Source organism: Frondihabitans sp. Leaf304 (genome assembly GCF_001423105.1).
GTDB lineage: Bacteria > Actinomycetota > Actinomycetes > Actinomycetales > Microbacteriaceae > Frondihabitans.
Genome location: NZ_LMNV01000002.1, coordinates 1,989,529 through 2,001,717 on the forward strand (window position 1 = coordinate 1,989,529; position 12,189 = coordinate 2,001,717).

Consider the following 12,189-nt stretch of genomic DNA (forward strand, 5'->3'; position numbering starts at 1 on the left):
GCCCGCCGACGCCGCTAGTCGCCGATCGCCTTCGGGTGTCGGGCTCGGAGCGCCGTCTCTTCGGCGTCGATCGCGGCCAACACGGCCTGCACGGCGTTCTCCTGGTATCGCCCGTCGCGGCGTGCAAGAAGCACGGCCTCGCGCTCGGCCTCGATCATGCTGCCGCGAAGCCTGCTGAACATCACGGGCGACTGCTCCCGGTCGGGAGGCGACGGGTTCGCGAGCGACTCGGAGAGGAAGCTCGATGCGCGCCGGAGCTGCTCGACGACGCGCTCCTCATCGTCGTCGCCGCGCACGGCGTCGAGCCGGTCGATGCCGGCCTGCTTGGCCTCTGCCGTGAGTAGCTGTCGTTCCGTCCACTCCTGGGCGAGGTTCGGGGCGGGCAGGTGCACCCGGCGGATGAGCAGCGGCAGAGGGAGCGCCTGGAGCAGCGTGCCGAGAACCACGACGAACGCCAAGAACTGCAGCAGTTCGCGCTGCGGAGTGCCTTCGGGAAGGAGGAAGGCTGCGGCCAGAGTGACCACACCGCGGATACCGGCCGCCGAGACGACCGTGCTCGACGCGGCCGTCCACGCGCGTTCGCGGACTCGCGCCGGCCCGATCCGGTAGAGGAACATCGTGAAGAACACCCACGCGAACCGGGCAGCGATCACGATGGCGAGCACGGCGAAGCTGATGCCGATGGTCGTCCAAAGCCCCGGCCCGAACCGGACCACGTTCTCGAGCACCCCGGCGAGGTTCAGGCCGATGAAGAGGAACACGGCGTTCTCGAGCAAAAACTGCACTGTGCGCCAATTGAGCCGCTCGGCCACGCGGGCCTCGGCCGAGAGCACGACGGGCGACCGGTAGCCGAGGTAGAGGCCGGCGACCACGACGGCGAGCGCCCCGGATCCGTGGAGGAGTTGCGCGGGGAGGAAAGCGAGAAAGGGGGTGACGAGCGAGAGGCTCGTGTCGAGCACGGCGGACCGGAGCCGGCTACGAATCTGGGCCAGCACGATACCGACAACAAGGCCGATACCTCCGCCAACGATCACCGCGAGGCCAAAATCAACCGCGACCTCACCGGGTGTAACCACATGGTGGATGGCGGCGATTGCCGCATCGAGTGCCACGAGAGCCGTGGCGTCGTTGAGCAGGCTCTCGCCCTCGAGGATCGTTACGACTCGACGCGGGAGCGGCACCTTGCCGGTCACCGCCGTGACCGCGACCGCGTCGGTGGGTGCGACCACAGCGCCGAACGCGAGGCCAGCCGCGATCGTGATGCCCGGCACGATCCACCAGGCAGCGAACCCGACCACCACGACGGTGAAGGCGACGAGGGCGACGCTGGTCAGCACGATGCTGTCGTTACGAGCCCGGATGTCGATCAGCGACGTGCGAATGGCAGCGGCGAACAGCAGGGGCGGCAAGAGGGCGTAGAGGATCAGATCCGGCTCGAGCGTGACCCTCGGCACACCGGGGATGAACGACGCCACTGCTCCGACCGCGACGAGGGCGACCGGGGCCGACCAGCCGACTCGACCCGAGAGCCCGGTCACGGCGACGGTCACGATGACGAACGCGACGATCCAGGCGATCGAGGTCACGGGGTCCATGAGGTCGAGGATGGCACAGCGTCGGCGGCTCGACGAGGGGTGAGCGGAAAGGCCCCCTTAGAACGCCCCGCCGAGCACGAGCCCGAGACCGGAGGCGGCGATCGATACGACAAGCATCCCGATGCCGTAGAGAGCAGCTGCCCCGTATCGGCGGTCGTGCACAAGACGCACGGTCTCGACGCTCGCGGTGCTGAACGTCGTGTAGCCGCCCATGAGGCCACCGCCGAGAATCAGCACCCACTCGTGCGGCAGACCAGCCGCCGTGCCGAGCCCGGTCAGCAGGCCGAGCCCGAACGATCCGGTGACGTTGATCACGACGGTCGCGACCGGAAAGCGGCTGACGCGTGCCTTGATGACGCCGTCGAGAACGAAGCGCAGCGACGCCCCGGCGCCCCCGGCAAGGCAGATCGCGATGAAGACGAGTGGGGTGGTCATCCGGCGTCCTCCTCTTCGTCGCCAGTGACGTGGCGGGTCGAGCGAGACTGCACGGCCCCGGCGAGGGCGATGCCCAGTGCCGCCGCCACGACCCCGGCGAGCAGCGACAAGGCCGCGTAGGTCAGAGCGACGCCGGTCGCGGATCCTAGGCGGGTCGCCACGTCGGTCGCGAGCGCGCTGTAGGTGGTGAAGCCGCCGAGCACGCCGGTGCCGAAGAGAAGGCGAAGGATCCGGCGCCCCCCGTCATCCGATCCGCGCCGTGCGAGCGACTCGAGCAGCGCTCCGAGCGCGAACGAGCCGACGAGGTTGATGGCAAAAACCGTCGTCGGGAACCCGTGGGGCGCGGCCGGCCAGGTGAGCGACAGCGCCTCGCGGATGCCGGTGCCGACGGCGCCGCCCGCGAACACGAGGAGGATCAGCCGGGGCTGACGGTGAAGTGGGCTCACATGCCCAGTTAATCATCCCCGCGCCCCGCTCCGAATTTGAAGGAGATCCGCGCCCTCAACCCCGGCGGATCCTGATGTTTCCGTCGGGGCCGGCGCGTTTCTCCTTCAAATTCGGATGCGGGCCCGACCGGCAGCGGCTAGTCGCCCTTCACATTCACGATCTGCCGCAGCGTGTGGCGGATCGACACCAGATCGGACGCGTCATCCATCACCTGGTCGATCGGCTTGTACGCCTGCGGAATCTCGTCGAGGAACGCGTCGGTATCGCGGTACTCAATGCCGACCATCGCCTCGCGCAGCTGATCGTGCGTGAAGGTCTTGCGAGCCTTCGACCTCGAGAACTGCCGACCCGCACCGTGCGGCGACGAGTCGAGCGCGAGCTTGTTGCCGAGCCCCTCGACCACGTACGACGCCGTGCCCATGGAGCCGGGGATCAGCCCGGCCTCACCGGCCCGCGCCGAGATCGCGCCCTTTCGCGAGAGCCAGACGCTCTTGCCGAAGTGCGTCTCTTTCTGCGTGAAGTTGTGGTGCGTATTGATGCGCTCGAGCTCGGTGACGGGCGAGCCGATCCAGTCGGCGAACTGCCGCACGACGCGGTCCATCATCTCCTCGCGGTTGAGCAGGGCGAAGTGCTGCGCCCAGCGGAGCTCAGCGATGTACCGGTCGAACTCCGACGTGCCCTCGATCAGGTAGGCGAGGTCGTCGTCGGGCAGCGCGATCCACCACTTCTTCATGAGCGCCTTGGCGACCTGGATGTGCTTCTGCGCGATCTTGTTGCCCACGCCTCGGCTGCCCGAGTGCAGGAACAGCCAGACGTCGTCGTTCTCGTCGAGGCTGATCTCGATGAAGTGGTTGCCCGAGCCGAGCGTGCCGAGCTGCAGCTCCCAGCTCTTCGCGTACGACGCCGGGTCGAATCCTGCCTCGACGGCCATCGCCGTGAGCTCGTCGATGCGCGGTGCGGCAGTCGCCACCACCTTGCGGTTGTACGAGCCGGCCGAGGTCGGCACGGCGCGCTCGATCGCCTCGCGCACCGGCTTGCGGTCGGTGGGCAGGTCGGCGGCGGTGAACTGCGTCTTCACTGCGATCATGCCGCAGCCGATGTCGACGCCCACGGCGGCCGGCATGACCGCCCCGAGTGTCGGGATGACCGACCCCACGGTGGCGCCGAGACCCAGGTGGGCGTCCGGCATCAGAGCGAGGTGCGGAAATATGAACGGCATGGTCGAGGTGGTGCGAGCCTGGGCCTCCGTGGAGTCCTCCAGGATGCTCGCCCAGCTCAGCAGCCGGTTCGTGATCTTCTTCATGGTCCTTTCGTTTCTGTTCGGTGTGACGGAGTGCACCCGGGGAGGCGCATTCCGATCGACCTGCAGTGTCGAAAGAAACGAGAGAAGCCCCGGGCCTCATCGGCGGCCGGGGCTTCGACGAATCGAAAGCTACGGCCCTAGATGGGTTCGTGGAAGGTGCGCTGGATGAGCTCGAGCTCATAGCGCGGGGCGAGTTGCTGGTTGTTCAGCATTTCGTTCCTTCCAGGGGCGGCATGCCGGAGTGGCACGGAGAACTGAGCATAGCGGGCGAAGGATCCGACGTGTCAAGTGGTGGCGCTACATTCCCCTGGCGAGCAGTTGTGCCTCTCGCGGTGCCTTGGCGTGGCTCGTACGCTCGACGCATGCAGGATCAGTATGGGGCGGTCATCGCCCGATCGCGCGTGGTCTCGGGCTGGGTCCTCGCCGCCTCCACATTCATCGCCGCCGCAACCGTGTTGATGCTCGTCTTCCAGTGGGCTTCGGTCTACCTCACGATCGGCGGCGCCGAGAGCCCGACCGGGAGCGAGGTCGTCGAGTACAACGTCACAACCGGCATCGCCTTCTTCAGTATTGCGGCAGGCATCGTCACGGCGATGTCGCTCGATCGCAAGGCCCTGCTTGCACTGCACGTAGCGGGCGCTTTCTTCGCCCTCCTGGTGGTCGTGGTGCTTGCCTTCCCCTCCGATCGCTGGACCTCCGGTGAGGGCTTCAGCCCGGCGCCGGGCGGACAAAAGCCCTGTTATAGCGGAAGCCGCGACTGCAACTAGGCGCCCCTCCTGCGCACGCAACTAAAGTGCACACGAGAGTGCAAGTTAGGCGTACACTCGCTGCATGCCTTCCGCCGCCAGCCACCCGCGCGCCCCGCGCCGCGACGCGACCGAGAACCGCGAGAGCCTCCTGCTCGCTGCCGGCACCCTGCTCAACCGCGACCCCAATGCCTCCCTCGAAGCCGTCGCCGCGGAGGCCGGACTCTCCCGTCGCGCCCTCTACGGCCACTTCGCGAACCGCGACGACCTGCTTCGCGAGCTGGCGCTGCGGGGCGCCGCGCGCATCAACGCGGCGCTGCTGCCGGGCGCCGGTGCCGTGCCGGGTGCCGAGCCGACGGATCCTGCGCTCCAGCTCGCTACCGTCGGCGCCCGCCTCTGGAACGAGGTCGACCACGTCCGCACCATGGCCCTCATCACGGTGCGCGGGCCGCAGGCGCTGCTGGTCGGCGACGCGCTCCTCCCCCTGCGCGAGCACGTGCGCGGCATCGTCGAGCGCGGCATCACCGACGGCTCGTTCCGTGACGACATCGACGCGCGCACCCTGGCCCACCTGATCGAGAGCGCCGCCATCTCTGTGCTCGACGAGTCGACCCGACATGAGATCTCCACCGCGGAGGGGCGACGCCTCGTCGTGCTCTCGGTGCTCGCCCTCGCCGGCTTCGGTCACGCCGAGGCGACGACCATTCTGACCACCCTCACCCCGGAAGAAGAACGATGAGACTCACCCTCGACGGCGTCGCCATCGGCGAGGGCCCCGGCGCCCCGCTGCCCCGGCTCGACGCCACCGCCACCAGCGACACTCCCGCGGTCGTCGCGGTCGAGACGGAGGGGGCCCCGACACTCGCCTCGCTCATCGCCGGTGGCCGCATGGCCCCCGACACCGGCCGAGTGCTGATCGACGGTGTCGACGACCCCGCCCGCATCCGCGAGGCGTTCGCCCTCATCGACACCCCGACCGTCGCCGAGCCGTTCGCCGACCTCACCGTCCGCACGGTGGTGCAGGAGGAGCTCGCTCTCGCCGGCCAGCGTGGCAACCGGGCGACGTCCGACCTCTTTCTCGAGGCGGTCGGTCTCGCCGAGCACGACGAGACGCGCATCAAGCACCTCCCGACCGAGGCCCGTATCCGCATTCTCTGCGAACTCGCGCTCCTCCGCCCCGGCGTCGAGGGCCTCATCATCACCACGCCGGAGCGCCACGGCGGCGACACCGCGGCCTGGTTCGGTGTAGTCCGCGACCTCGCCCTCCGCCACGTCGCCGTCCTCCTCGTCACCGGCGTCGCCGCGGCCGCGCACGTCAGCGCGCTGCTCCCCGCGCCCGAAACCGTTTCAGAATCGCAGGACACCGAATGAAGATCGCCGCCCTCGTCCGCTCCGAGCTCAAGCGCCTCACCGCCTCGCCGCTCGCCCGGCTCGCCTTCATCGCGCTGATGTGCGTTCCGTTGCTCTACGGCGGAATGTATCTCTGGGCCAACCAGGATCCCTACGCCAAGCTCGACCACATCCCCGCCGCGATCGTCGACAACGACGCCGGGGCGACCGACTCCGACGGCAACGCGGTCGACTACGGGCAGAAGATCACCGATCAGCTCGTCGACGGCAACGATTTCGACTGGCACGTCGTCTCGCAGGCCGAGGCCGACTTGGGCATCAAAGACGAGACCTACAACTTCGTCTTCTCGATTCCGAAGTCGTTCTCGACCGACCTCACGAGCGCGTCGACGACAGATCCGACCGCGGCCAAGATCGACCTGACCACGAACGACACGACGAGCTACCTCTCGTCGACGATCGCCGATCAAGCGGGCAAGACGATCCGGGCGACGATCACCGCGGAGGTCGGCAAGACGGCGGCCAAGACCCTGCTCGTCGGCTTGAACGACGTCCGCGACAACCTGAAAGACGCGAGCGCAGGATCCAGCAAGGTCACCTCGGGCGCGACCGACCTCAAATCCGGTCTCGACTCTGCGAAATCCGGCGCCACGAAGCTCGCCTCGGGCGCATCCCAGCTCTCGACCGGAGCATCGACTCTGAATACGGGTCTCCAGCAGCTCCGCACCAAGACCGCAGCTCTCCCCGCCCAGACGGCGCAGCTGTCGAGCGGCCTCGACTCTCTGCAGTCGCAGACCTCGTCGCTTCCGGCCGAGTCCGCAGCCCTCGACACCGGCGCTCAAAAGGTCGCAGCGGGCAACAAGGCTCTCGATGACGGGGTCGCCCTGCAGAAGCAGGCCGCGTCTGACGTCACGGCAGCCCTGCCGGCTCAGCTCTCGGCCGCTCAGAAGAAGCAGCAGGCCGCTCTCAATCAGATCTACGCCGCCACGGGAATGACCGATGCGCAGAAGGCCGCCATCCAGCAGGTCGTCGATGCTTCCAACGACTCGACGGCGACCAAGCTGACCTCGGCCGCGACTGCCGCCGAGACACAGCTGTCCACGCTCGAAACCACGACCGGTCAGCTCGCCACGGGCAGTGCCCAGGTCGCCGCAGGCACCTCGAAGCTCTCGGCACAGACGCCGGCCCTCGTCTCGGGAATCCAGCAGCTCGACGCGGGAGCGAACGAGCTCAGCACGGCGGCTCCGGCCCTCACGAGCGGCATCGCCAGCGCGGCCGACGGCTCCGCGCAGCTCGCCTCCGGCGCGGCTACCGCGTCGACCGGTGCCTCCTCGCTCTCCTCCGGCATCACCAAGCTCGACTCGGGCGCGAAGTCGCTCGTCACGGGTTCGACGAAGCTGACGAAGGGGCTCAAAGACGGCGTGAAGCAGATTCCGGCCACGACCGCGGCCACCCGAGACACCCAGGCCGCAGCGATCGCCGACCCGGTGAGCATTCGCGACTCGTCGATCGCGAGCGCCGGCAACTACGGTGCGGGGCTCGCACCGTTCTTCATCAGCCTCGCCGCCTGGATCGGCATGTACGCGCTGTTCCTGATCATCAAGCCGATCTCCAAGCGAGCCCTGACGGCAGTCCGCGCCCCCGGCCGGATTACCCTAGCCGGCTGGCTTTCGCCCGCTATCCTCGGCCTGGTGCAGATGGTCGCCCTGTTCGCGATCGTCAAGTTCGCCCTCGGGTTCGACGTCGTGAACCCGGTGCCGATGGTCGGCCTGATGGTGCTCGCGTCGATCACCTTCGCGGCCATCATCATGATGCTCAACGTGCTCCTCGGGAGCGTCGGGCAGTTCCTCGGACTGGTGCTGATGCTCATCCAACTCGTCACCGCCGGCGGCACGTTCCCCTGGCAGACCCTTCCCGGCCCGCTGGCGGCGCTGCACTTCGCCCTGCCGATGAGCTACGCCGTCGACGGCATCCGCCAGCTCATGTACGGCGGCAACATCGGCGCCGCGTGGAGCGACGCCGGAGTGCTCGCCCTCTGGATGATCGGCGCGCTGCTGGTCTCGTTCGTCGCCGCTCGACGCATGACGAAGCGCCGCACGATGCGCGACCTGCGCCCCAGCCTGATCGGCTGATCGGCTGATCGGCTGATCGGCTGATCGGCCGGCGTCGCCCTAGCGACCCACCCGAGGCAACTCCCCCGTGGAGACGTTTTGCGCGTCATCAAATTTGACGCAGATCGAAATGGCCGACGTTTCGAATCGCGTCAAATTCGATCGGGCGCAAAACGTCTCTGGAGAGAGGCCAATCCGGCCCGGCCGGCCGGGGAGCGCCCGAAAGTGCACGAATGGGTGCTCGCACGCCTTCCGGGCCACCAATTCCGCACTCTCGGCGGCGGCAACGCGGCAGCGGCCCGACGCCAGCGCACCTAACGCCGAACAAGCCCCTCGAGCTCGACCTCGTAGCGCCGGCAAATGTCAGCCCACGTGTAGTGCTCCAAAGCCCGTGAGCGCGCAGCCGTCGACAACTCCTCCTGCCGGGCGGCATCGCCGATCAGGCCGACGACGGCCGACGCGATCTCCGACGGCGTCGGCTGCACGAAGACCGCCGCATCGTCGAGCACCTCTCGGTTGTAGACGGTGTCGCGGGCGACGGTCGGCGCGCCGCAGAGCATCGCCTGCACGAGCGCCGGATTGGTTCCGCCGACGCTGTGCCCGTGAAAGTAGGCACCCGCGTGCTGCCAGAGGGCGAGCAGGCGACGGTCGTCGCTCAGGTGGCCGAGCCACGTGACACGCGGCTCGGCGTCGGCCAGCAACCGGACCGCGTCGTCGATCTCGCCGCCGTAGCCGCTGGATCCTACGATGACGACATTCGTCATGAGAGCGATCGTGCGGGCCGCCTCGATGAACTCGTGCACGGTGTTCTCGGGCACGAACCGCGCGACGATCAGAGCGTAGCCGCGATGCGTCTGCCCTTCTTCGACGGGGAGGTCGCCGGGCTCTTCGCCGCCGTAGGGGATGAACACGCTGTCGCGTCCGAATCCGTCGCGCCAGCGCCGGGCGATCTCGCGCGCGTCGGCGACCAGTCGGGTGCCCCACCACGCAGTGGTCTTGGCCCCGGCCCGGAACATCAGCTTGGCCAGGCGGCCCCACTTGGCGCGCTCCCATTCGATGCCGTCGACGTTGACGAGCGTCGGGATTCCGCGCAGCTTGAGCAGCGGCAGCCAGAAGCCGTTCGCGACGTTCATCACCAGAGCGACGTCGGGTTTGCGGATCATCGCGTCGAGAGTGGCGGTCAGCCCGTAGCTGAGCGTCGACAGCGACTTGCTCTCAACGCCGCGGGTCGTCTTCGCTCGGACGCGCGGGTCGAGGTCGGGGTCGTCGTCGCGGGTCGCCCCGTCGCGGCCGTAGACGGTGACGTCCCAGCCCTGCTCGGCGAGGTGCGGCGCGATCTTTCGCACCGCGGTCTCGAAACCGCCGTAATAGCTCGGGTAGCCCCGGGTTCCGATGACGGCGACGGATTTCGACATGCACCGAACCCTAGCGGTCCCACCGAGAAACTCTCGTCAAATCCCCTGTTGTTATGTAATATTTGGAGTGTTGCCATCGAAAGGCCCCGACATCTCTCGTTCAACCCACTTCCGCCCCGATCTCGAGGGCCTGCGCGGCGTCGCCGTTCTCGCCGTTTTCGCGAACCACCTCTTCGGTGCGCCCGTCGGCGGGTTCGCCGGCGTCGACCTCTTCTTCGTCCTCTCCGGGTTTCTGATCACCGGCATCCTTATTCGTGAGCGTGACACGACGGGTCAGATCGACCTGGTGGCGTTCCTGGTGCGCCGAGCGCGAAGGATCCTGCCCGCCGCCCTCGTCGTCATCGCCGCGATCACTGTCGCCGCCGCCGCGCTCTGGCACACGCCGCGCGCCCTTGCCGTCGCTCTCGATGCACTCGCCTCCCTGAGCTTCGTTGAAAACTGGCACCTCGTCGCGACCCGCACCGCCTACCTGCAGGGCGACGGTGGGGAGTCGCCACTCGAGCACTTCTGGTCACTCGGTGTCGAGGAGCAGTTCTACGCTTTCTGGCCCCTGCTCCTCATCGCGACCGGCCTCGCCACCCGGCGTCTCGGGCGGGGCAGATCAACACGTCTCTCGCGGGCCGTCACCCCGGTTGCGATCGGAGCGATCCTGGTCGCCTCTCTGGCGTTCGCCGCCTGGCGCAGCAGCGTCGATCAGAACGCCGCGTACTTCGACACCGGGGCCCGCGTCTGGGAGCTCGCGGCCGGAGCCCTTGCGGCCGCCCTGGCGCCGCTGGCCGCTCGACTCGCGCCGCGGTCTCGACAGCTCCTGTCGACGGCCGGTCTCATCGGGATCGCGCTCAGCCTCCTCGCCCCCGTCGCTCCACGTCACTACCCCTGGCCCGTGGCCGTGCTCCCGGTGGGCGCGGCCGTGCTCCTCCTCCTGTTCCCGCCGCGTGGCGGCAGCCGTCTCGCCCGCGTGCTCGACAATCGGCCGATCCGCCTCACCGGCCGAATCTCGTATTCGCTCTACCTTTGGCACTTCCCGGTCATCATCTTCGTCCGCAGCCTGCTGGGCACGTCGCCCGCAAGCGCCCTGCTCACCATCGCCCTGGCCGCCCTGCTCGCCGCGCTGTCGTATCGCTTCGTCGAGCAGCCCGCGCTCCGCCACGCGCGCACACCCGAGCGCCGACCGGCCCGCATCAGCGGAAGCCCCCGTGCACCTCGCCGACGACTGCAGATCGCGACCGCGGCGCTCGTGCTCGTCGTCATCGGCACGGCGACGACCCTCCAGCGGGCGAGCGTGCCCGAACTCACCAGCACCGAGGCCGCCGCCGTCGCGACCGATCTCCTCGGCAAGCGCGAATCGGCGCGGGAGCTCTTCGACCCGTCATCTCTCCAGTCGCTGATCACCGCCGGCCTGTCAGAAGAGACCTGGCCTTCGACCATCCCGAGCCTCGACCACGCCTTCGACAACCAGTACGCGCCCGGCATGTCGCTCGAAAGCGGCTGCCTGCACGACGTGACGGCACAAACGACCCACACGATCTGCTCGACTTCGACACCGGGCGCCACCAAGACCGCCGTGGTGCTCGGCGACTCCATGGCGATCAGCTACCTCCCCATGATCAACCGGGCCCTCGCCGGCCGCGGCTGGCGTGTGGTCGGCCTGGGGTTCAGTAGCTGCCCGCTAATCGATGCCGCTCTCACCAAACCCGGGCTCGGCACCGCGTTCACCGACGGCTGCGCGCACGCCCGCAAAGAGAGCCTCGCTCTCGTCGACGACCTCGACCCCGAGCTGGTCATCCTCTCCGGTCACGAAACGGCTCCCGAGCGGCTCGAATCACCCGAGCCTCGAGCCGGGGCGGGCTGGAGCAGCGGGACGGAGAGGCTCCTGCGCACCCTCGCGGACGCCGATCGCCAGGTCGTCCTCCTCGGGAGCCCGCCGATGGGCCCACCGATCACGAACTGCGCGACAAGGCTCTCGTCGCCCCGGCAGTGCGAGACGACCTACTCGGCGGAGCACAGCGCGAAAGACCGTGCCGAGAGGGCGGCGGCCGACCGGGTCGCGGCGGCCGGCCACGACGTCCGTTTCATCTCGACCGAGAGCTGGTTCTGCTCGGGCGGGCGCTGCCCGGCCCAGATCGGCGAAACCCTGGTGCGCATCGACGACAGCCACCTGACGAACGCGATGTCCGAGGCTCTCGGGGCGGTCGCCCGAGACGTGCTGCTCAGGGCGCCGGGCGCGGATCCTTCGGTCTGACCCGCTTCGACTCAGTCGTTGCCGAGCACTTGCAAGACTTCAGGATCCGACTCGGTCAAGAACGCGGTCAGCCTCTCGACCTCCTCCGTCTCGCCGATTGCAGCGGCTCCGCGCCGCAGGGCGAAGAGTGCCCGCAGCACCCCCCGGTTCGGCTCGTGCGACCACGGCACGGGCCCGTGCCCACGCCAGCCGGCCTTGCGAAGAGAGTCGAGGCCGCGGTGGTAGCCGACGCGCGCGTAGGCGTAGGCCTCGAGGTCGCGACCGCCGCCGAGGGCCGTCTCGTCGGCCAAGAGCGCCCATGCCAGTGACGACGACGGGTGCGCCGAGACGATTTCGACCAGCGGAGTACCCGCGGCCAGTGCCGCCTGCACGTCTGGCTCGTCGGGCAAGAGGGTCTCGGGCACACCGAGGAGGTTGTTTGCGGGCATGACGGCAGAGTACTGCCTTGCTCTGAGCCTTCCTTTGTTTAATGTGAAATGCTAGATTGTTCACTCCGATACGTTTTGAGCGGACAACCCCTCTTTCTTCCGCTCCTCGACAACATC

At 68.4% G+C, this 12,189-nt stretch carries 11 protein-coding genes; 5 read left to right on the forward strand and 6 right to left on the reverse strand.

Annotation, left to right across the window (positions count from 1 at the left end; genetic code table 11):
- Positions 1-14 precede the first annotated feature (14 nt).
- From ASF54_RS09005 to ASF54_RS09020, 4 genes are all read right to left on the reverse strand, one after another.
- Entirely contained in the window at positions 15-1,595 is a 1,581-nt protein-coding gene (locus tag ASF54_RS09005) for a Na+/H+ antiporter (RefSeq protein WP_055961071.1), read from the reverse strand.
- 57 nt (positions 1,596-1,652) lie between these two features.
- Positions 1,653-2,030: a fluoride efflux transporter CrcB gene (crcB, locus tag ASF54_RS09010; protein WP_055961073.1), complete on the reverse strand. Its 378-nt coding sequence runs from the start codon at positions 2,028-2,030 to the stop codon at positions 1,653-1,655.
- Positions 2,027-2,476: a fluoride efflux transporter FluC gene (locus ASF54_RS09015; protein WP_055961076.1), complete on the reverse strand. Its 450-nt coding sequence runs from the start codon at positions 2,474-2,476 to the stop codon at positions 2,027-2,029. The genes crcB and ASF54_RS09015 overlap by 4 nt, the downstream gene beginning before the upstream one ends.
- 137 nt (positions 2,477-2,613) lie before the next feature.
- Positions 2,614-3,780 (reverse strand): RtcB family protein, encoded by a 1,167-nt coding sequence (locus ASF54_RS09020; protein ID WP_055961079.1) that lies wholly within the window; start codon positions 3,778-3,780, stop codon positions 2,614-2,616.
- 362 nt (positions 3,781-4,142) lie between these two features.
- Between ASF54_RS09020 and ASF54_RS09025 the strand changes: the two genes are divergently transcribed.
- From ASF54_RS09025 to ASF54_RS09040, 4 genes are all read left to right on the forward strand, one after another.
- Positions 4,143-4,547 carry a hypothetical protein gene (locus ASF54_RS09025; protein ID WP_055961082.1) on the forward strand — a complete coding sequence of 135 codons (405 nt, stop codon included), beginning with the start codon at positions 4,143-4,145 and terminating at the stop codon, positions 4,545-4,547.
- Positions 4,548-4,611: 64 nt separating this feature from the next.
- Positions 4,612-5,265: a TetR/AcrR family transcriptional regulator gene (locus ASF54_RS09030; protein WP_055961085.1), complete on the forward strand. Its 654-nt coding sequence runs from the start codon at positions 4,612-4,614 to the stop codon at positions 5,263-5,265.
- Positions 5,262-5,897 (forward strand): hypothetical protein, encoded by a 636-nt coding sequence (locus ASF54_RS09035; protein WP_055961087.1) that lies wholly within the window; start codon positions 5,262-5,264, stop codon positions 5,895-5,897. The genes ASF54_RS09030 and ASF54_RS09035 overlap by 4 nt, the downstream gene beginning before the upstream one ends.
- Positions 5,894-8,008 (forward strand): YhgE/Pip domain-containing protein, encoded by a 2,115-nt coding sequence (locus ASF54_RS09040; RefSeq protein ID WP_055961089.1) that lies wholly within the window; start codon positions 5,894-5,896, stop codon positions 8,006-8,008. The genes ASF54_RS09035 and ASF54_RS09040 overlap by 4 nt, the downstream gene beginning before the upstream one ends.
- 293 nt (positions 8,009-8,301) lie before the next feature.
- On the opposite strand, the gene ASF54_RS09045 is transcribed toward ASF54_RS09040, so the two are convergent.
- Positions 8,302-9,402 carry a glycosyltransferase gene (locus ASF54_RS09045; protein WP_055961092.1) on the reverse strand — a complete coding sequence of 367 codons (1,101 nt, stop codon included), beginning with the start codon at positions 9,400-9,402 and terminating at the stop codon, positions 8,302-8,304.
- A gap of 67 nt (positions 9,403-9,469) precedes the next feature.
- Between ASF54_RS09045 and ASF54_RS09050 the strand changes: the two genes are divergently transcribed.
- On the forward strand, positions 9,470-11,644 hold the full coding sequence (locus ASF54_RS09050) for an acyltransferase family protein (protein WP_162237115.1): 2,175 nt from the start codon (positions 9,470-9,472) through the stop codon (positions 11,642-11,644).
- 11 nt (positions 11,645-11,655) lie between these two features.
- On the opposite strand, the gene ASF54_RS09055 is transcribed toward ASF54_RS09050, so the two are convergent.
- Positions 11,656-12,072, reverse strand: coding sequence for a DUF3151 domain-containing protein (locus ASF54_RS09055; RefSeq protein WP_055961098.1), 417 nt, complete (start codon positions 12,070-12,072; stop codon positions 11,656-11,658).
- Positions 12,073-12,189 lie beyond the last annotated feature (117 nt).

What these genes read in the sequence shown, in the direction of transcription:
- ASF54_RS09005 (WP_055961071.1), bottom strand. Translation starts at nt 1,595, where the DNA reads ATGGACCCCGTGACCTCGATCGCCTGGATCGTCGCGTTCGTCATCGTG.
- crcB (WP_055961073.1), bottom strand. Translation starts at nt 2,030, where the DNA reads ATGACCACCCCACTCGTCTTCATCGCGATCTGCCTTGCCGGGGGCGCC.
- ASF54_RS09020 (WP_055961079.1), bottom strand. Translation starts at nt 3,780, where the DNA reads ATGAAGAAGATCACGAACCGGCTGCTGAGCTGGGCGAGCATCCTGGAG.
- ASF54_RS09025 (WP_055961082.1), top strand. Translation starts at nt 4,143, where the DNA reads ATGCAGGATCAGTATGGGGCGGTCATCGCCCGATCGCGCGTGGTCTCG.
- ASF54_RS09030 (WP_055961085.1), top strand. Translation starts at nt 4,612, where the DNA reads ATGCCTTCCGCCGCCAGCCACCCGCGCGCCCCGCGCCGCGACGCGACC.
- ASF54_RS09035 (WP_055961087.1), top strand. Translation starts at nt 5,262, where the DNA reads ATGAGACTCACCCTCGACGGCGTCGCCATCGGCGAGGGCCCCGGCGCC.
- ASF54_RS09040 (WP_055961089.1), top strand. Translation starts at nt 5,894, where the DNA reads ATGAAGATCGCCGCCCTCGTCCGCTCCGAGCTCAAGCGCCTCACCGCC.
- ASF54_RS09045 (WP_055961092.1), bottom strand. Translation starts at nt 9,402, where the DNA reads ATGTCGAAATCCGTCGCCGTCATCGGAACCCGGGGCTACCCGAGCTAT.
- ASF54_RS09055 (WP_055961098.1), bottom strand. Translation starts at nt 12,072, where the DNA reads ATGCCCGCAAACAACCTCCTCGGTGTGCCCGAGACCCTCTTGCCCGAC.